This window comes from Sutterella megalosphaeroides, assembly GCF_003609995.1.
In the GTDB taxonomy this organism is placed as follows: Bacteria; Pseudomonadota; Gammaproteobacteria; order Burkholderiales; family Burkholderiaceae_F; genus Sutterella; species Sutterella megalosphaeroides.
Window position 1 is genome coordinate 2,427,033 of the sequence record NZ_AP018786.1, and the last position, 18,709, is coordinate 2,445,741.

15 protein-coding genes and 3 tRNA genes are annotated in these 18,709 nt (G+C 62.8%); 8 read left to right on the top strand and 10 right to left on the bottom strand.

Translation table 11 applies throughout. The features are described 5' to 3' along the window. The first annotated feature begins 109 nt into the window (after nt 1-109). The 8 genes from rpsO (at nt 110) to S6FBBBH3_RS09675 (ending at nt 5,825) form a co-directional block, all read left to right on the top strand. Nucleotides 110-376 (top strand): 30S ribosomal protein S15, encoded by a 267-nt coding sequence (gene rpsO / locus S6FBBBH3_RS09635; RefSeq protein WP_120177535.1) that lies wholly within the window; start codon nt 110-112, stop codon nt 374-376. A 237-nt stretch (nt 377-613) separates the two neighbouring features. Next, nucleotides 614-2,740 (top strand): polyribonucleotide nucleotidyltransferase, encoded by a 2,127-nt coding sequence (gene pnp / locus S6FBBBH3_RS09640; RefSeq protein ID WP_120177536.1) that lies wholly within the window; start codon nt 614-616, stop codon nt 2,738-2,740. A 274-nt stretch (nt 2,741-3,014) separates the two neighbouring features. Continuing rightward, on the top strand, nt 3,015-3,767 hold the full coding sequence (gene tpiA, locus S6FBBBH3_RS09645) for a triose-phosphate isomerase (protein WP_120177537.1): 753 nt from the start codon (nt 3,015-3,017) through the stop codon (nt 3,765-3,767). A gap of 58 nt (nt 3,768-3,825) precedes the next feature. Further along, a complete protein-coding gene (secG, locus tag S6FBBBH3_RS09650) occupies nt 3,826-4,185 on the top strand; it encodes a preprotein translocase subunit SecG (RefSeq protein WP_120177538.1) in 360 nt (119 codons plus the stop codon). Nucleotides 4,186-4,253: 68 nt separating this feature from the next. Further along, nucleotides 4,254-4,338: transfer RNA gene (locus S6FBBBH3_RS09655), tRNA-Leu, on the top strand. A 75-nt stretch (nt 4,339-4,413) separates the two neighbouring features. After that, nucleotides 4,414-4,498: transfer RNA gene (locus S6FBBBH3_RS09660), tRNA-Leu, on the top strand. Between the two features lie 213 nt (nt 4,499-4,711). Further along, nucleotides 4,712-5,632 carry a DMT family transporter gene (locus S6FBBBH3_RS09670; protein WP_120177539.1) on the top strand — a complete coding sequence of 307 codons (921 nt, stop codon included), beginning with the start codon at nt 4,712-4,714 and terminating at the stop codon, nt 5,630-5,632. A gap of 108 nt (nt 5,633-5,740) precedes the next feature. Beyond that, a tRNA-Leu gene (locus S6FBBBH3_RS09675) sits at nt 5,741-5,825 on the top strand. 264 nt (nt 5,826-6,089) lie between these two features. Here the strand turns inward: S6FBBBH3_RS09675 and S6FBBBH3_RS09685 are convergent. From S6FBBBH3_RS09685 to lepA, 10 genes are all read right to left on the bottom strand, one after another. Continuing rightward, nucleotides 6,090-7,031, bottom strand: a complete 942-nt coding sequence (locus S6FBBBH3_RS09685) for an ABC transporter substrate-binding protein (RefSeq protein WP_120177540.1) — start codon at nt 7,029-7,031, stop codon at nt 6,090-6,092. Between the two features lie 103 nt (nt 7,032-7,134). Next, complete coding sequence (locus S6FBBBH3_RS09690) at nt 7,135-8,790, bottom strand: ATP-binding cassette domain-containing protein (RefSeq protein ID WP_170143911.1); 1,656 nt, start codon at nt 8,788-8,790, stop codon at nt 7,135-7,137. 158 nt (nt 8,791-8,948) lie between these two features. After that, nucleotides 8,949-10,343 (bottom strand): sodium:proton antiporter, encoded by a 1,395-nt coding sequence (locus S6FBBBH3_RS09695; protein WP_197714315.1) that lies wholly within the window; start codon nt 10,341-10,343, stop codon nt 8,949-8,951. 375 nt (nt 10,344-10,718) lie between these two features. Then, nucleotides 10,719-11,891, bottom strand: a complete 1,173-nt coding sequence (pncB, locus tag S6FBBBH3_RS09700) for a nicotinate phosphoribosyltransferase (protein WP_120177543.1) — start codon at nt 11,889-11,891, stop codon at nt 10,719-10,721. A gap of 138 nt (nt 11,892-12,029) precedes the next feature. Then, nucleotides 12,030-13,049 carry a beta-N-acetylhexosaminidase gene (gene nagZ, locus S6FBBBH3_RS09705; protein ID WP_120177544.1) on the bottom strand — a complete coding sequence of 340 codons (1,020 nt, stop codon included), beginning with the start codon at nt 13,047-13,049 and terminating at the stop codon, nt 12,030-12,032. Nucleotides 13,050-13,109: 60 nt separating this feature from the next. Then, complete coding sequence (gene recO / locus S6FBBBH3_RS09710) at nt 13,110-13,994, bottom strand: DNA repair protein RecO (protein ID WP_120177545.1); 885 nt, start codon at nt 13,992-13,994, stop codon at nt 13,110-13,112. Next, nucleotides 13,987-14,886, bottom strand: a complete 900-nt coding sequence (era, locus tag S6FBBBH3_RS09715; RefSeq protein ID WP_232008862.1) for a GTPase Era — start codon at nt 14,884-14,886, stop codon at nt 13,987-13,989. Before era ends, recO begins: the two co-directional genes overlap by 8 nt. A 172-nt stretch (nt 14,887-15,058) precedes the next feature. Continuing rightward, entirely contained in the window at nt 15,059-15,760 is a 702-nt protein-coding gene (gene rnc, locus S6FBBBH3_RS09720; RefSeq protein WP_120177547.1) for a ribonuclease III, read from the bottom strand. A 175-nt stretch (nt 15,761-15,935) separates the two neighbouring features. Further along, nucleotides 15,936-16,826, bottom strand: a complete 891-nt coding sequence (lepB, locus tag S6FBBBH3_RS09725) for a signal peptidase I (protein WP_120177548.1) — start codon at nt 16,824-16,826, stop codon at nt 15,936-15,938. Between the two features lie 15 nt (nt 16,827-16,841). Then, on the bottom strand, nt 16,842-18,635 hold the full coding sequence (gene lepA / locus S6FBBBH3_RS09730) for a translation elongation factor 4 (protein ID WP_120177549.1): 1,794 nt from the start codon (nt 18,633-18,635) through the stop codon (nt 16,842-16,844). Nucleotides 18,636-18,709 lie beyond the last annotated feature (74 nt).

Here is an 18,709-nt window from a genome sequence, read left to right on the forward strand (position 1 = left end):
TTTCAATTGCGCGCCCTTCGGTTCGCAGGTAAAATGCCCGCTTTCACGGCTCGAGTCTCAACGCTCGTGTCCGCAAGTTTTAAATTCAATTTCTATTACAGGAATTCAAATGTCCGTTGAAATGAACAAGTCTGAGATCGTTGCCAAGTTCCAGCGCGCCGAAGGCGACACCGGGTCTCCCGAAGTCCAGGTCGCTCTCCTCACGGCCCGCATCAACCACCTCACGGATCACTTCAAGGTTCACGCCAAGGATCACCACTCCCGCCGCGGTCTTCTCCGCATGGTTTCGCGCCGCCGCAAGCTCCTCGACTACCTGAAGCGCACCGACCTCAACGCTTACCGCACGCTGATTGACGCGCTCAATCTCCGTAAGTAAGACGGATCATTTCTCTCAGACAACGGCCTGCCGATCGACGACAGGCCGTCGTCGCATTTGCCACCATCACTCCCCACCGGTCGATCGTTGACGACGTTTCCATCCGTCATCGCGTTGCGCCATGAGCCCTCTCCCGACTCGCGAGTCGGCTGATGCCGCAGCGTGGTGCGGGGCCCGCCCCCACTCACAGGCGGATGTCAACCGTCAGCGACGACCCCTCATTAAGGAGCATTCTCCATGACGATGTTCAACAAGGTTTCGAAGAGCTTCCGCTTCGGCGACTACGACGTCACGCTCACCACGGGTGAAATCGCCCGCCAGGCCACGGGCGCCGTCGTCTGCCAGATGGGCGACACGGTCGTGCTCGCGACGGTCGTCGCCAAGAAGGAAGCCAAGCCCGGTCAGGACTTCTTCCCCCTCACGGTCGACTACATCGAAAAGACCTACGCCGCCGGCAAGATCCCCGGGGGGTTCTTCAAGCGCGAAGGCCGTCCCTCCGAAAAGGAAACGCTCACCTCGCGTCTCATCGACCGTCCGATTCGTCCGCTCTTCCCGGACGGCTTCTTCAATGAAGTTCAGGTCATCATTCACGTCCTCTCCGCGGACCCCGCCGTCGATCCGGACATCCCCTCGATGATCGGCGCCTCCGCCGCTCTCGCCGTCTCCGGCATCCCTTTCCGCGGCCCGATCGGTGCCTGCCGCGTGGGCTACATCAACGACGAATTCAAGCTCAATCCGTCGCCCGCCGAACTCAAGGCCTCGCGCCTCGACCTCGTCGTCGCCGGTACGGAACGCGCCGTGCTGATGGTTGAATCCGAAGCCGACATCCTCCCCGAAAAGACGATGCTCGAAGCCGTCATGTTCGGTCACCGCGAAATGCAGGTCGCCATCAACGCGATCAACGAACTCGTCGCCGAAGCCGGCAAGCCCGCCTGGGATTGGCAGCCCGCTCCGAAGAACGAAGCGCTCATCGCCCGCATCGGCGAAATCTGCGGTCAGGGTCTCAAGGACGCCTACGCCATCCGCTCGAAACAAGCCCGCACGGAAAAGCTCCGTGAAGTCTACGCCGCCTGCGAAGCACAGCTCGCCGCCGACGCTGAAGCCGCCGGAACGGACGTTCCCGACATGAACGAAGTCCACGGTATTCTCTTCGAAATGGAAGCGAACATCGTGCGCTCGAACATCCTCAACGGCGAACCCCGCATCGACGGCCGCGACACGCGTACCGTTCGTCCGATCGAAATCCGTCAGGGCGTCCTGCCCCGCACCCACGGTTCCGCCCTCTTCACCCGCGGCGAAACCCAGGCGCTCGTCACGACCACGCTCGGCACGAAGCAGGACGAACAGATCATCGACGGTCTCTGCGAGGAATACCACGACCGCTTCATGCTCCACTACAACATGCCCCCCTTCGCCACGGGCGAAACGGGCCGCGTGGGCTCCCCGAAGCGTCGTGAAATCGGTCACGGCCGTCTCGCCAAGCGCGCTCTGAAGGCCGTCCTCCCGACGCCCGAAGAATTCCAGTACACGATCCGCGTCGTTTCCGAAATCTGCGAATCGAACGGCTCGAGCTCGATGGCGAGCGTCTGCGGCGGCTGCCTCTCGATGCTCGACGCGGGCGTGCCCCTGAAGGACTACGTGGCCGGCGTCGCCATGGGTCTCATCAAGGAAGGCAACAAGTTCGCGGTCCTCACCGACATCCTCGGCGACGAAGACCACCTCGGCGACATGGACTTCAAGGTGGCCGGTACCGCCGAAGGCGTCACCGCCCTCCAGATGGACATCAAGATCGAAGGCATCACGGCCGAAATCATGCAGGCAGCGCTCGCGCAGGCCCACGAAGGCCGTCAGCACATCCTCGGCAAGATGCACGAAATGGCCGGCGGCGGTGCCAAGGACCTCTCCGACTACGCGCCCCGTATGGTCTCCTTCAAGATCAATCCGGAAAAGATCCGCGACGTGATCGGCAAGGGCGGCTCCACGATCCGCGCGCTGACGGAAGAAACCGGCACGACCATCAACGTCGAAGACGACGGCACGATCACGATCGCGAGCCCCGATACGGCCCGCGTCGAAGAAGCCCGCCGCCGCATCGAACTGATCACGGCCGAAGTCGAAGTCGGTCAGGTCTACGAAGGCACGGTCCAGCGCCTGCTCGAGTTCGGCGCCATCGTCCAGCTCCTGCCCGGCAAGGACGGTCTGCTCCATATCAGCCAGATCGCCAACGAACGCGTCAACCAGGTTTCCGACTACCTGAAGGAAGGCCAGAAGGTTCGCGTCAAGGTGATCGAAGCCGACGAAAAGGGTCGCGTTCGCCTCTCCATGAAGGCTCTTCTGAAGGAAGAAGCCCGCAAGAGCGAATAATCGATCCCGTCGATCGCACGGCCCCGAAGCCCGGTCTTCGGGGCACGCCGACAAAGCCTCTTGAGCGTGTCAGAACGCCTCAAGGGGCTTTTCTTTTGTGCGTCGGGCTTTCCTTCCGGGCGGCACGCGGGAAGGCCGCCCTCAAACTTTTGGTAAATCCGAGCCCTTGATTTAAGAGAAAACCGTTAAAATGCCGGGATTAGTCTCCGGATGTTTTGCCTTTCGGAGAGCTCCGCCTTTTTTTCACCCGATTTTTCTGAAGGAAGCTCGTCACGTGCGCGACAAGATCGTCATTGCCAACTGGAAGATGAACGGCTCCCGCGAAGCGAACCGAGCCTGGATCGAGTCGTACCGCGCTACGGGCGTCCGACCGGACTGCCGCGTCGTCGTGTGCGCGCCTTCCGTGTACCTGGCGGAGCTCGCCCCCGCGTGCCGCGAACTCGGCATCGAACTCGGTGCCGAAGACGTGAACGAAAACGCCTCGGGAGCCTTCACGGGCGAAGTGTCCGCGTCGATGCTCGCCGACGTGGGCGCCTCCTGGTGCATCGTCGGTCACTCCGAACGACGTCACATCTACGGTGAAACCGACAACCGCGTGGCCATGAAGGCGCTGGCGCTCGCCAAGGCGGGGCTGCGTCCGATCGTCTGCCTCGGCGAAACGCTCGAAGAGCGAGAAAAGGGCATGACGGAAGCCGTGGTCCTGCGACAGTTGAACGCCGTCCTCGCCGTACTTCCTCCCGCCAAGTGGGGCGCCGTCGCCTACGAGCCCGTTTGGGCGATCGGCACGGGTCGCACCGCCACCCCGGAAACGGCCCAGACCGTGCACGCCTCGATCCGTCGCCGACTCGGCTGCTACGCGAGCGAAGGCGCCGACCGTCTGCCGATTCTCTACGGCGGCAGCGTCAAGCCCTCGAACGCCCGGGAACTTTTCCGTCAACCCGACATCGACGGCGGCCTGATCGGCGGCGCGGCCCTCAAAGCCGAGGACTTCGTCGCCGTCGTCGAAGCCGCCCGCAAGGGCGACTGATCCCAAGCCGTCCCGAACTCACGAATTTTCTCTTTCGACAACCAAGGTACAACCCACCATGCATTTCCTCCTTAGCATTGCGCTCGTTCTGCAAATCATCTCGGCTGTGGTCGTGATCGTGCTCGTCTTGATGCAGCACGGCAAGGGGGCCGATCTCGGCGCTGCGTTCGGCAGCGGCGCTTCGGGCTCCGTTTTCGGCGCCACGGGCAGCGCCAACTTCCTCTCGCGCTCGACCGCCATTGCGGCCACGGTCTTCTTCTGCTCGACCATCGCGCTCACGCTCGCTTCGGGAGCCTTCAACAAGCGCGCCCAGCAGCCCGTCGGCGGCGTTCTCGGTACGATCGAACAGTCGGCATCCCAAGAACAGGGTATGCCTGTAAGTGAAAATACTACTCCCGTGAACCAGATTCCTCAGTAAAATACGACTTCTCTTCTGAACGAGACCTCAACTCAACACCACTTCGGAAGAGAAAAATCTGAGACGCTGCGGTCGTGGCGAAATTGGTAGACGCACTATCTTGAGGGGGTAGCGGAGAGATCCATATGAGTTCAAATCTCATCGACCGCACCATCTTCCTTTCGGAAGATGCCCGATCGGACTTCGGTTCGACGTAAGCGGCGATCGTCTCGGTACAATTTGATTTTCGCGGTCGTGGCGAAATTGGTAGACGCACTATCTTGAGGGGGTAGCGGAGAGATCCATATGAGTTCAAATCTCATCGACCGCACCAGTTTTACTGGGGTATAGCCAAGTCCGGTTAAGGCAGCGGATTCTGAATCCGCCATGCGTAGGTTCGAATCCTACTACCCCTGCCAGATCTACGGGTCGGAGCACTGCTCCGGCCCGTTTTTCTTTTGTTTTCCGCTTTTGTTTCCCGCGTTTGCCTTGACGAATCGCCCCCGTCGGGCGCACACTCGGAATTTTTGCTCCTCCGGTTAGTCCCATGCGAAGCTTCTGGATGCTTGCGGCCTCCCTCTTCTTTTCCCTGATGGCGGCCTTCGCGAAGTTCGGCACCGACGCGTTCGGCGCGTACGAGCTCGTCTTTTACCGTCAGCTCTTTGCCACGCTCGTACTCTACGGCTTCGTCGTCGCCCGCGGACGCACGCTTCGCACGCCCTACCTCGGGAGTCACTTCAAGCGCAGCATCCTCGGCACCGCCGCGCTTCTGATTTGGTTTTACGCCATCGCGCACCTGCCGCTCGGCACCGCGATGACGCTCAACTACACGAATCCCTTGTGGATGGCGGCGATTGCAGTCGTGCTCGCCCTGCGCCGTCACGACCCTTTGGAGTGGAAGCTGCTTCTGTGCGTCGTTCTGGGCTTTTTCGGGATCACGCTCGTCCTCAACCCGGACGTACACTCGGCGGACTTCCTCCCGGGGCTTATCGGCCTCTCGTCGGGGTTCCTTGCCGCGCTCGCGCAGTTCCAGGTGCGACAGATGACGGAACTTCACGAACCCGAGTGGCGCATCGTCTTTTACTTTTCGCTTACGGGGACCGTCGCTTCGCTCGTCTGCCACTTCCTCTTTGAAGGGCCCATGACCATGCTCACCTTGGAAAACGGCTGGCCCGTCCTTGGGATGGCGGTCTCGGGGATCCTCGCTCAGCTCAGCATGACGCGCGCCTGGAGCGGCGAAAGCATCCTTTTGACGAGTTCCCTCCAGTACGCCGCCATCGTCTTTGCGGCCGTCTTCGGATGGATGTTCTTCGACGAGCCGATCAGCCTCTGGGCCGCGCTCGGCATTCTCATCATCACGGTGGCAGGCGTGGGCGCCACGCTCGAAACCCGTCGGAAAATGCGCAAGAGTACCGGGGGCGAACCGCATCCGGCCGTCCCTTGCAGGGCGAATCCGAAAAAATCTTGATTTTTTCTTAGAGACCTTGCTTTTTTCAAAAACATGAGGTATCATTAAATTCTTCCTTGATGAGGAAGCCTCACTTCCGGTGACGCAAGGATGAAAATTTGAAAGGCTGCGGTCGTGGCGAAATTGGTAGACGCACTATCTTGAGGGGGTAGCGGAGAGATCCATATGAGTTCAAATCTCATCGACCGCACCAGTACTGGGGTATAGCCAAGTCCGGTTAAGGCAGCGGATTCTGAATCCGCCATGCGTAGGTTCGAATCCTACTACCCCTGCCAGATTCCAAAAAACGGTGCTTCGCTCGAAGCACCGTTTTTTTTATGTGTTCGGCGCATGTAGTTCGGGGGCCTTCCCGCAAACAAGACCGGTTCGCTCGACACATACGAAGCGAACCGGGGTACGTTCGAGACTACGGGGCGGGCGCGGCTCGAAAGCTCGAACGCTCCTCCCCGAGAGTCGATCACTTGAGGGCGGACGGGAGAATGAGGCTCTTCACGTCAACGCTCTTTTGCATCATGCCGTTTTCAAGCAGGAACGCCTGGTCCTTTTCGAGCGAGGCGATGTCGGCGTCGGTGAGCGTGTCGTAAAAGCCCGAGCCGTCGTAGAGCTTCGCCGCTTCTTCGACGGTGACGCCCTGAGCCTTGGCGCCGATGCGAAGGGCTTCGTCCTTGTTGGCACGGATCCAGGCCAGAGCCGCGCGGTTCACCGCAACGACGCGGTCGTAGGCTTCCGGATACTGTTGGGCGAACTCGCGGCGAACGGTCATGACGAGGTTCGGGTCGACGTAGCCGTCGCAGGTGACGATCGTCTTCGCGCCCGCGTCGTTCGCCTTGAGGATGAGGTTCGCGGCGAGAAGCGCGGCGTCGGCCTTGCCGGCTACGACGGCCGTCATGGCGGCCGCGGGGTCCATGTTCACGAAGTCGACGTCGGAGATGGAAAGCCCTTCCTGCTTCAGAGCCGCAACAAGCAGCTGATGGAGGACGGTCCCCTTCGGGCCCACCACCGTCTTACCCTTGAGGTCCTTCACGGAGAGGGCTTCGCCAGGCTTGCCGACGATCGCGAAGATCCCCTTCGGGTGCGCCACACCCGTCGCCACCGCGATGGGGTTCCCGGCACCCGCCGCCATCAGAAGGCTCGCCGTATTCATGACGGCCGAGAAGTCCAGATCGCCCGACGCCATCGCCTGACCCTGCTGGGCGCCCGAATTGATGACGCGCCAGTCGATCTTGACGTTCTCGTTCTTGAAGGCTTCTTCAAGCATGCCGCGCTCCTTCATGACGATGTTCTGAAGGTTGAAGGGCGCCTTCACGTACGTGATGCTGATCGATTCGGGGAATTGGGCGGCGGAAAGGGCCGCCGAGGCCGCCATGAGAAGCGCGGCCGCAATGCTCTTGATACGCATGAATGATGTTCCGAAAGATTGGAATTAGAGAATCAAATGAAAAGGTCGAGCCCGTTCCGTACGCGGCGGGGGATCGGGCCCGGCCGCTCGGAAAGGCGTGTGTTTATTGTAGCGACGCCCCTCCGAGGAGGCGCGTGAGGATCCGCTCTTCGAGCGCCGCCGCTTCAAGGCCCGCCTCGCGCTCTGCGGGGTCCGAGACGGCGGGTTCCGTCACGAGGCGCCCCGCTTCGAGAATGCGGATTTCGTCCCCGAGTCGCACGGCCTCGCGCACGTCGTGCGTGATGAGAAGGACCGTCATCGGGCGTTCGGCAAGAATCGTGCGGCAGCGCCGCTGAAGGGCCGTACGGGTGAGCGCATCGAGCGCCCCGAAGGGTTCGTCCATGAGGAGCACCTCGGGGTTGCGCGCGAGCGCCCGCGCAAAGCCCACGCGCTGCGCCATGCCGCCCGAAAGCTCCTCGGGGCAGGCGTCGGCCCTCTCGCCGAGTCCCACCACGTCGAGAGCCGCCAGAGCCCGCTCGCGCCGCTCGGTTTCGGGAACGTGCAGAATCCCCATTTCGACGTTTTCGACGACCGTCTTCCAGTCGAGAAGCATCGGGCTCTGAAAGACGATCCCGATCGCGGGACGAAGCGCTGCGGCGCCACTCCCCGCTTTTCGCTCGAAACGCACGCACCCCGCCGTAGGCGCCGAGAGGCCCGCCACGATTTTGAGGAGCGTCGTCTTCCCGCAACCCGAGCGGCCGAGCAACGCCGTCACGCGCCCCGCGGGGAAGGTGTCCGTGAGGGCCTCAAAGGGCGCGGTGCCGCCCGGGAAGGTTTTCCCGAGCATTTCAATGCGCACGGCGGGAAGATCGTGCTCGGAGGCCTTGTGAGAGGCGGAAGCGGCGGCGTGCGAAGCGTTTTGGGACGTCGGAGGCGTCACCGGGGGAGTGAGACTCTTCGTGCGGCGCATGCGCGCTTCGAAGTATTCGGCTCCCTTCTGAAAGAGAACGTCGCAGAGAATGCCGAGGAGCGCAATCGTAAGCACCCCCACGAAGACGACGTCGGTGCGCGCCATGCTCGATGCGTCTTCGATCAGGTAGCCGAGGCCCGAGGCCGCCGCAATGAGTTCGGAGCCGATCAGGGCGCGCCAGGCGTAGCCGAAGCCGAGTCTCAGGCCCGTGAGGAGCCCTCCGATGGCCCCGGGCACGTGGATGTGCCGCAGGCACTCGCCCGGCGTCAACTCGAACGCACGAGCGTACTCGCGCCAGCGTGCTTCGACGGCCCTCAGGGACGAAAGCGCGTTGAGATAGACGGGAAAGAAGCTCGAAAGGACGACGATCGCAAGCTTCGGAGCTTCGCCGATCCCGAGCCAGAGAATGAGAAGCGGCACGAGCGAGAGGGGCGGCACGACGCGAAGGCTCTCGAGCACGATCGACGCCCCCTCTTCCCATCGACGTCGGCGGTAAAAGAGGAAGGCGAGAAAGAGCGCCGCCGCGGCCGAAATGAGAAAGCCCGAGACGACGCGCGCCAAGGAGGCCGCCGCGTGCTTGGCGAGCTCCCCCGTCTCCAGAAGTTCCGCCGCCGCACCGAATACGCGCACGGGCGAGGGAAGGAGTAACGGCGGAAAAAGGCGCGCTTCGGCCGCGAGGTACCAGGCAAGGAGAATCAGCAGCGGAAGAAGCGCGCGGCGCGCGACGCCGCCGAGATCGACGCCCGACGGGCGCTTCTCGGGCGAAGTCGAAAAATCGTCCTTGCGAACGAAAGGCGTGGGCGTTGTCATGGCGTGCGAAGTCCTCCGGAATTGCGGGTGCATGTTACGGAATGAGTGTAGCGCCCGAAGAACGTTCGGTCTTCCGTAAATGAAGAACGGGCGCGGAAATCCGCGCCCGTCGGTCGTCTTGCCCGCGAGCGGGTCGAGCCCGCTCGGGGAGGTCATCCTCAGATGAGGAAGAGCATGTCGACGAGGAAGAAGGTCGGGAAGAGGATCCCCACCGACCAGAGCATGTAGCCGAAGAAGGTCGGCATCTTCACGCCGCGTTCGTGGCAGATCGCAACCGTCATGAAGTTCGGAGCGTTGCCGATGTAGGTCACGGCCCCCATGAAGACCGAGCCCATCGAGATCGCCATCAGGGTCTGGGCGTCTTCGGTCATGAGCACCGTGGGATCGCCCCCCGCGAGGTTGAAGAAGGCGAGGTACGTAGGCGCGTTGTCGAGGAACGCCGAGAGCGTGCCCGTCAACCAGAAGAAGACCGTGTTGTTGAACGTGCCGTCTTCGAACGTGACGAGCGACACGAGCGGAGCGAAGGCCCCGTGGTTGCCGGCGCGCAGCATTTCAAGCACGGGCACGATGCAGCAGAAGATCCCGAAGAAGAGCTTCGCGACTTCGAGGATCGGGTCCCACGTGAAGTGGTTGGCTTCGCGCGTCGCCTTCGCGGTGAGCGCAAGCGACAAACCCGCCGTCACGATGAAGATCGCGTCGCGCGCGAGGGATTCGTAGGCGAAGTGAACGCCCAGGAGCGTGACTTCGGAGCCCGAGCGCCAGAAGCCCGAAAGGAGCACGCCGCCGATGATGAAACCGAGGAAAAGGATGTTGATCCCGCCGTCGATACCGAAGGGCTTCGTGTCTTCGGGCGCCTTGAAGCCGTCGGCCACATCCTTCTTGAACATGGCGGAGTCGATCGCGAAGTAGATCCCGAGAAGAATCGCGCACGCGAGGAGCCACGGAAGCAGAAGGTGTTCGGCCGTCCAGAAGAAGTTCACGCCCTTCAGGAACCCGAGGAAGAGGGGCGGATCGCCGAGCGGCGTCAACGCACCGCCCACGTTCGCCACGAGAAAGATGAAGAAGATGAAGGTGTGGAGCTTGCGCTTGCGGCCCTCGTTCGCCTGGATGAGCGGACGGATGAGGAGCATCGCCGCGCCCGTCGTCCCCATGAAGTTCGCGAGCACCGCGCCGAGCGCGAGAAAGCACGCGTTGACGATCGGACGACCCACGAAGGTGCCGCGCACGTGAATGCCGCCCGCCACGATGAAGAGCGCCCCCACGAAGATGAGGAAGGGCACGTAGTCGACGAGCAGGATGTGGATGATCGCATCGAGCCCCGTGCCGACGCCGAGGAAGCCCATGAGGGGAACCGCACAGCAGAGCGCCCAGAAGACGGCGATCTTGCCGAAGTTGTGATGCCAGAAGTGGGGAGCGAAAAGCGGGAAGAGCGCGATCGAGAGCAGAATGCCCGCAAACGGGACGGCCCAGGCCAAACCGAGTTCGGCGCCGTTGAGGCCCGCCGCGAACGAAGCCGCCGGCAAGAGGGCCCCGATCGCCGCGAGAGAACGCAGAAGCGTCGTTCGAGACACGAGTGGACTCCTTTATGTGTCGTTCGTCCGATCCCCGGGGGATGCGGGAGGGTACGGCACCGGTGAATCCGCCGACCCGAGGGGAGCCGGAAGACGTGCCGAAACCCTGAACGGGATCGAACGTTCTTGGTTGGAGAAAGGTGTGCGTCGGAAAGGAGGAGAGGGCTCTTTGCGACCCTTTCGCTCGTGGGGCTGAACGCCCGTCCTTTCCGATGCGCGCCAAAAGCGTAGTGGCATCCGAACGGTGTCGGACGACTTGAGAAAATACACCGAATCGGCCCCGAACGGTGAGAAAAAGCCCCCGAAAAAAAGGTTTTTTCAGAGGCTTTTTCGTCTTTCAAACTACGACCGCGCGCCTTAGGCGATCCCGAAGACCTGTCGCAGGTACGCGAGGTACCCTTCGTCCTCGCACATGCCCTTTTCGGGGGCGTCGGAAATCTTCGCGACGGGCTGCCCGTTTGCCTTCACCATCTTGATGACGACGTTGAGGGGCGCGGGGCCGCGGTCGTTCATGAGGTTCGTGCCGATCCCGAACCCCAAGCGCACGCGCCCGTGGAAGCGCCGATAGAGTTCGATCACCTTCGGGATCGTGAGTGCGTCGGAGAAGATGAGCGACTTCGTGCGCGGATCGCACCGGTTCGTGCGCCAGTGTTCGATCATGCGCTCGCCCCAGACGAAGGGGTCGCCCGAATCGTGGCGCGCCCCGTCGAAGAGCTTGCAAAAGTACATGTCGAAATCCTTGAGGAATGGCTCCATCCCGTAGACGTCGGAGAGCGCAATGCCGAGGTCCCCTCGGTATTCTTTCGCCCACATCTCGAAGCCGAATACCTGACTGTCGCGCAACCGCGGACCCAAGGCCTGGCAGGCCTGAAGGTATTCGTGCGCCATCGTGCCGAGCGGAATGAGCCCCAGCTCCTTCGCGAACATCACGTTGGACGTCCCCGAAAGCTGCGAGCCGAGGTCGTGCTTCAGGATTTCGATCACGCGGCGCTGCCACGAGCGCGAGAAGCGCCGGCGCGTGCCGTAGTCGGAAATGTGAAGGTCCTCGTTGTCGGGCTCCTCTTTGAGGAGTCGGATCTTCTCGCCGAGGCGCCGCAATCCCTCCTCTTCGGAGAGGTCCGGGTAGAGGCGGCGAAAGTACACCTCGTTGACGATCGCGAGCACGGGAATTTCGAAGGGAATCGTGTGGAGCCACGGCCCCGCGATGCGGATATCGATCCCGCAGGGAAATTCGTCCGAGGGTCGGATGTCGACGTACTTGCGCTTCAGGTGAAAGAGGCTCAGAAACTCGATGTAGTCCGACTTCATGAAGCGAAGCGACGCAAGGTACGCAAGCTCCTCGTCGGTGAAGTAGATCGACGTGAGGTGGTCGATCTCGGCCGCGATCTCGTCGATCATCGGACGAAGGTCGACGCCGGGCGTACGGCACTTGAAGCGGTACTCGACCTCGGCGGCCGGGAACTGGTGCAGCACGCACTGCTGCATCGTGAATTTGTAGAGGTCCGTGTCGAGAAGCGACTGAATGATCATGAAAGCCTTTCTTCGAAAGTGTCGGGGCGCCCGTGCGCCCCGACGTCGTGAACCTCATTGTAGAGGGGGGGAGCGAGTCTCGGGCTCCCCTCTCGGATTTTCCGATCGTTTCGAACGGTTGAGCGATGCCCCGACGTCTCAGAGTGCCGAGAGCTTCGCGAGTGCCCGACGGTAGGTCTCCAACCCCTCAAGCACTTCGCGATCGAGCCCCTCGTCGGCGGGCATCAGGCGCGCAAGCCGCTCGTTGAAGTGTTCACCGCGCTTCCACTCGAGAACGCCGAGGAGTTCGTCCGCTTCGTCGGGGTGATTGCAGTGCAAAAGCGCGTCGCACCCCGAATCGAGCGCGCGGCGGGCGCGCTGCGCAACGGTGAGGTTCCCGACCGCTCCCTTCATCGAGAGGTCGTCCGAGAAAAGAAGCCCCGTAAAGCCCAATCGGTCGCGAAGGATCGTGCGAAGCAGTTCCGGCGAATAGGTGGCGACTTCGCCCCCGAAGGCCTTGTAGGCGACGTGCGCCGTCATCGCGGCACCGAGCGACGGGGCGAGCGCTTCGTAGATTGCGAGGTCCGCTTCAACGGCTTCGCGCGGCCGTTCGTCGACGGGAAGCGCCACGTGGCTGTCGGCTTCGGCCCACCCGTGGCCCGGATAGTGTTTGCCGCACGCCGACATGCCCGCTTCCGCGAGCCCGGCCGTGAGGGCCGCGCCGTGACGGATCACCGCCTCGCACGTCGCCCCGAGCGCGCGGTCCCCGATTACGCCCGAGCGGCCGTAGTCGATGTCGAGCACCGGCGCAAAAGTCATGTCGACGCCGCAGGCGCGCAACTCCGCGCCGAGCACGAACCCCGCCGCCCAGAAGGCCGAGGGGCCCTTTTCGCGCAGCGTCGCCATGGCGGGGACGTGCGTGAAGCCTTCGCGAAAGCGCTGTACGCGCCCCCCTTCGTGGTCGACCGCAATAACGATGCCCGGGCGCTCGGCGTGGATCTCCGCGCAAAGCGCCGCGAGCTGCTCGCGCGAAGCGTAATTGCGCGAAAAGAGAATGACGAGGCCCGTCAGCGGATGACGAAGTCGGGCGCGTTCGCGCTCGGTGAGTTCGAGCCCTTCGAGGTCGATCGTCACGGGGCCGAGCGTCGCGGCGCGCTCAAGATTGCGTTTCGTAAGCATGGCGTAGTATGTCCTTCGGTGTCCCGGGCGAATGCCGCTCCCGACCGTCGGACGTCGCCCTCAGAGGCGCGTGAGCTCTCCGAGAATCCGGCGGGTGTGCATCGTGCGGGGTCCCAGGTGAAACTGAATGAGCTCTCTCAGAATATCACGCGCCGAACGCACTTTGGCGGGCGTCGAAAAGTCGTCCGCAAGGAGCGCCGCGACGGCCTCGGCCGTGTAGCGACCCGCTTTGGGAGAAAGCGCTTCGGGCGGCAGACTCCCTTCGACGTGGAGCGCCCCGTCGCTCACCACATAGCGCTCCGTGCGGGAAAGTTCTCCCCGGCCCGCGACGTTCGGACCCCAGCCGAGAATCGTGAGAAGCCCCTTTTCAAAGCGCCGCAGCCGCGCGGAACGCGCGGTTTTGTCGTCGTCCGAAAGGGCGGCCAAGGTCGTGGCGTAGAGTTCGAAAAGGCCCTCGTGCCGGTCTTCGCGCTCCGTCAATCGCAAAACGAGCTCGTTCATGTAGAAGCCCGAAAGGAGCGCTTCGCCCGTCGGGGGCGTCATCGTCCCCATCCAGTCGGCTTTGACGAGGACCTTCGCTTCGTTGCGGCCCGACCACGCAAAGCGCAGGGGAGCAAAGGGCGTCAAGAGCCCCCGCACGAGAGAGGAGGGCCGCTTCGCACCCTTGGCGATCAAAAAGACCCGGCCGTAATGCACGGTAAGCGCGTCGACCAAGAGGCTCGACTCGCTCCAGGGGTAGGTGTGGAGCACGAAGCCGAGCTCGTCGACGACGCGCTTGGGCATCGCCGCGCCTTTTGCCGCACGCGCTTCGGGCGAACGCACAAGCTCCAGGATGCGTTCGGCGCTCTTACGCCGATAGAGCACGTCGGCGAGCGTCGACGGACGCTCCGTCGACGGGAGGCGCCCGCGGCGTGCGGCTGCGGGCGCTTCGCGTTCGTCACTCATAGCCGAGCGTCTTCAGAGCCTTCACGTCGTCGGACCAGCCGCGGCGCACGCGCACCCAGACTTCGAGGTGCAGGGGCTTGCCGAGCATCTCGGCGATGTCGGCGCGTGCAAGGCGTCCGATTTCGCGCAATTTCGAACCGCCTTCCCCGATCACGATCGGTTTGTGGCTTTCGCGCTCGACGATGAGGGTCGCGATGATTTCAGCCGCCTCGTCCGTTTCGTTCCAACGGTCGATCGTGACGGCGATGCCGTAGGGAAGTTCGTCGCCGAGAAGACGGAAGGCCTTCTCGCGGATCGTCTCGGCGGCCAAGTACCGGGGCGAGCGGTCCGTGAACATGTCGGGGTCGAAATAGGGAATGCTCTTGGGAAGGAACTTTTCGACTTCGCCGAGAAGGTCGTCGAGCTGACGCCCCTTTTCTGCCGACACCGGAACGATCGCCGCGAAGGGGAACTTCTGCATCGATTCCGCCATGAGAGGCAGCAGCTTGTCGCGTCCCTTCAGGAGGTCGACCTTGTTGATGGCGAGAACGACGTTCTTCGCCTCCTTCGGGAGGAGCTTCAGGACTTCAAGGTCTGCGGGGCGCCAGCCGACCGACTCCATCACGAAGACGACCGCGTCGACTTCACCGAGGGTCGAGCGGACCGTACGGTTCATGCGGCGGATGAGCTGCGAGCCCACCTTCGTCTGGAAGCCCGGCGTGTCGACGAAGATGAACTGCGCCTCGGGCTTCGTGACGACGCCGAGCACGCGGTCGCGCGTTGTCTGGGGCTTTTTCGACGTGATCGAGACCTTTTCGCCGATCAGGTGGTTGATGAGAGTCGACTTCCCGACGTTGGGGCGACCCACGACGGCGACATACCCGCAGCGGAAACCCTCGGGCACGCTCGGCATCGCGGGCTTCACCGCGGCGGCAAGCATCGCTTCGAAGTCGACTTCGCCCGATTCGTCCGCGGTGACGCGTTCGAGCATTGCGGGCGCTTCGGTCGTTTCGTTCGTGTCGGTCAACTCGGGAGCTTCCGGCGTCGTCGGCTTTTCGTTCAATTCGGTCATGGTTCCTTACTCCTTAGCGACGGGCATGGGGCATCGTCGCGAGGCGCTTTTCCGCTTCGACGATGGCGGCTTCGGCCGCTTCCTGCTCGGCCGCGCGGCGCGACGTGGCGCGCCCCGTCGTCACGACGTCGAGCGCCGCGATGCGGCACTCGCATTCGAAATGCCGTTCGTGCGCGGCACCCGAGGTGTGCAAAATGGCGTATTCGGGACGCGCGAGGTGCGCGCCCTGGAGCAACTCCTGAAGGCGTGTCTTCGGGTCCTTGCCGAGGGTTTCGGGCTTCAAGCTCGTCAGAATCGGTTCGTAGACGCGAAGCACCACGCCTTGCGCGGCGTCAAAGCCCGCTTCGCGAAAAACGGCGCCGAAAATCGCCTCCATTGCGTCCGCAAGAATCGAAGCGCGGCGCGGGCCGCCCGTTTTCAATTCCCCCTCGCCCATACGAAGAAATTCGGAGAGTTCGAGGCGCTTGGCGATTTCGTGCAGGGTCTTTTCGCACACGAGGTTCGCGCGCACGCGCGAAAGCTCCCCTTCCGTGAAGTGTTGGTCGCGCAGAAAGAGCGCGTAACCGATCACGCAGTTGAGCACGGAGTCGCCGAGAAACTCGAGGCGCTCGTTGTGTTCCTGCGCGAAGCTGCGGTGCGTGACCGCACGGCGAAGAAGCTTCTTATCGGCAAAGACGTAACCGATGCGCTCCTCAAGAAGCGAAAGATCGTTCATCCAATTTCGGGCGCGCTCCCGGGCTCGTCGCTTCGGAAATGCGCGCGCCGCCTCCAGTTCGTAGTGCGGTGTGACGCGGCCGCTCGCCGCGATGCGAGGACGCGTCCCGCAGGTTCAAAAGAATCGGTCCCCGGGCTCGGGGCTTGAAGCCCGCCGCAGGGACCGAAGCGACCGCTCAGCGGAAGCCGCCCACGCGGCTCATGTCGCCGAAGTTCGCCCAAATAAGAACGGCGCGGCCGACCAGGTCTTCGTCGGGCACGAAGCCCCAGTAGCGGCTGTCTTCGCTGTTGTCGCGATTGTCGCCCATCATGAAGTAGTGCCCTTCGGGGACGGTGCAGACGAAACCGCGCGCGTTGTAGTCGCAGGACTTTTCCTTGCGCAGGATCCCCTGGGGGGGAACCCACGAAGGACGGCGGCCGTCGCGGGCGATGAGGTGGTTCACCTCACCCAACTGTTCGTCGCGCTCTTCGAGCGTGATCATCGTCGAGTCGTCGACGAAGTCGCGGCTCCCGGTCTGCTTTTGTTCGACACCGTTCACGTAGAGCACCTTGTCGCGGTACTCGACCGTGTCGCCCGGCAGGCCGACGACGCGCTTGATGTAGTCGACCTGCGTATCCATCGGGTACTTGAAGACGACGACGTCGCCGCGCTCGGGCGAGCCCACGGGGATGATCTTCGTGTTCGTCACGGGCAGACGAATGCCGTAGTCGAACTTGTTGACGAGGATGAAGTCCCCGATGTGAAGGGTCGGCAGCATCGAACCCGAGGGAATGCGGAAGGGCTCGAACAAGAAGCTGCGCAACAGGAACACGACCGCGATCACGGGAAAAAGCCCCGCCGTGTATTCGAGCCACCAGGGCTGACGGAGAATCCTTTCACTCAGGCGATTGCGCTCGTCGATCACGGTCGCGTCGCCGCGGTCGATCGCTTCGCGGTTGTCCGCTTCGAAGCGGCGCGCTGCTTCCTCGGCCTTGCGGCGACGCTCCGGCAGAAACTTCCACCGCTCCGCCACCCAGAAGAGGAACGTCACGCACGTGAGAACGAAAAGAATGAGTGCAAAGTTCACGACCGACTCCCGAAGTTATTTTTCGTCGACCTGCAGGATGGCGAGGAACGCTTCCTGCGGGATTTCAACCGACCCGACCTGCTTCATGCGCTTCTTGCCGGCCTTCTGCTTTTCGAGGAGCTTGCGCTTTCGGGTGATGTCCCCGCCGTAGCACTTCGCGAGCACGTTCTTGCGAAGGGCCTTGACGTTTTCGCGCGCGATGATGTTCGCGCCGATCGCAGCCTGGATCGACACTTCGTACATCTGACGCGGAATGAGGCCGCGAAGACGCGTCACGATTTCGCGACCGCGCGCAACGGCGTTCGAACGGTGCAGAATCGTCGAGAGGGCGTCGACCTTCTCGCCGTTGATGAGCATGTCGACGCGCACCACGTCCGAAGCACGGTATTCCTTGAACTCGTAGTCCATCGAGGCGTAGCCGCGGGTGAGCGACTTCATGCGGTCGAAGAAGTCGAGCACGATTTCCGCGAGCGGCAGATCGTACGTGAGATGCACCTGACGGCCGTGGTAGGCAAGGTTCGTCTGAACGCCGCGCTTTTCCTGGCAGAGCTTCATCACGGCGCCCACGTATTCGTTCGGGACGAAAATCGTCACCTTTTCAATAGGCTCGCGAATCTCTTCAATCTTGTCGACGGGCGGAAGCTTCGAGGGGTTTTCAACCTGAAGGAGTTCCCCGTTCGTCATGAGTACTTCATAGACGACGGAAGGCGCCGTCGTGATGAGGTCCATGTTGTATTCGCGTTCGAGTCGCTCCTGGACGATGTCCATGTGCAAAAGCCCCAGGAAGCCCGCGCGGAAGCCGAAGCCGAGCGCCTGCGAGACTTCGGGCTCGAACTTGAGCGCCGCGTCGTTGAGTTGGAGCTTCGTGAGCGCGTCGCGAAGCGCTTCGTACTGATTCGATTCGACCGGATAGAGGCCCGCAAACACCTGGGGCTTCACTTCCTTGAAGCCGGGCAGAGGCGCCTCGGCGGGCTTGGCGGCGTGCGTGATCGTGTCGCCCACGCGCGCGTCCTTCAGTTCCTTGATGCCCGCGATCACAAAGCCCACTTCGCCCGCGGTGAGCTCGGTGCGCTGCTGGCTCTTCGGCGTAAAGACACCCACCTGTTCGACGAGGTGGTTCGCCCCCGTCGCCATGAGCGACACCTTGTCCTTCGGACGGATCGTGCCGTTCACGACGCGCACGAGCATCACGACGCCCACGTAGTTGTCGAACCACGAGTCGATCACGAGCGCCTGAAGGGGAGCCTTCGGGTCGCCCTCGGGCGGCGGCACGTCGCGCACGACGCGCTCGAGAATGTCGTCGATCCCCATGCCGGTCTTCGCCGAACAGGGAATGGCGTCCGTCGCATCGATCCCGATCACGTCCTCGATTTCTTCGGCGGCGCCGTCGGGATTCGCGCTCTGAAGGTCCATCTTGTTCAAAACCGGAATCACCTCTACGCCCAGATCGATCGCGGTGTAGCAGTTCGCCACGGTCTGCGCTTCGACGCCCTGCGTCGCGTCGACGACGAGGAGCGCCCCTTCGCAGGCGGAAAGCGAGCGGCTCACTTCGTAGGAAAAGTCGACGTGCCCCGGGGTATCGATGAGGTTGAGTTCGTAGATTTCGCCGTCCTTCGCCTTGTACTTGAGGGCCGCGGTCTGCGCCTTGATGGTGATGCCGCGTTCGCGCTCGAGGTCCATGCTGTCCAGGACCTGTTCGCTCATTTCGCGGTCGGAGAGGCCCCCGCAGCGCTGAATGAGTCGGTCGGCGAGCGTGGACTTGCCGTGGTCGATGTGGGCGATGATCGAAAAATTCCGGATGTTTTGCATCGTCAACTGAGATGAGTGAAAGCTTTCGCGTGGTGGGTCCGCTTCGCGGGAAGGACCGCACGGGCGGCGCGCGC